Source organism: Paraburkholderia bengalensis (assembly GCF_037126505.1).
Lineage (GTDB): Bacteria > Pseudomonadota > Gammaproteobacteria > Burkholderiales > Burkholderiaceae > Paraburkholderia > Paraburkholderia bengalensis.
This window is the reverse complement of sequence record NZ_JACFYJ010000288.1, coordinates 1-631: the sequence shown is the minus strand read 5'-3', so window position 1 is coordinate 631 and position 631 is coordinate 1. Positions and strand designations below refer to the sequence as shown.

General features: G+C 64.3%; 1 protein-coding gene. It reads right to left on the bottom strand.

Features of this window, described 5'->3' with window-relative positions; all coding sequences use genetic code 11:
• Nucleotides 1-150 precede the first annotated feature (150 nt).
• A partial coding sequence (locus H3V53_RS43290) for a LysR substrate-binding domain-containing protein (RefSeq protein ID WP_336603054.1) occupies nt 151-631 on the bottom strand: 481 nt, incomplete at its 5' end.

Here is a 631-nt window from a genome sequence, read left to right as displayed (position 1 = left end):
GAACCCGTTGCCTGAGTGCCCGCCTGCGCGTCCACAGCGTCGCGACGAACTCGCCGGACGCGGCGCCGAGATCGGGAAGCTGTCGTATCGGGAAGGTGACGGTCGCGCACGGTCTTGACGGCGTTCGCAAGCACCGCGCATCACATGATTTCACGCTTTCATGCGTTGCGTCGCCCTGCGAACGCCCGCTTTTTTCTGAACGCTCGACGCTTCGATCTGTTCCGCCATCATCGTGCGGACGATCTCGAGAAACGTTTGCACCACGGGATTCGGTTGCTGCAACTGCGGACACAGCGTAAAGCCGCGGAACATGATCTGCGGCGAGAACGGACGAAACGCGATGCGCTTCGGGTTCGCGTCGATGGCCGCCAGCGGATTGACGACACCGACGCCCAGCCCGCGCGACACCAGCGCGCAGATAGTTGCGCCGTACGGCGTTTCGATTGCAGGCAGCTGTCCGGCGCCCGCGGGCCGCAGCGCGCGATCGAGCGGGCTGCGGGTGTCGTCGGCATAAGAAGGCAGGATCAGCCGCTCATTACGCAGATCGCTGGCTTCGATACGTTCCTTCGACGTCAACGGGTGCTTCGCCGGTAACGCGCACAACGCAGGCAGCCGATACAGCTCGGCGCTC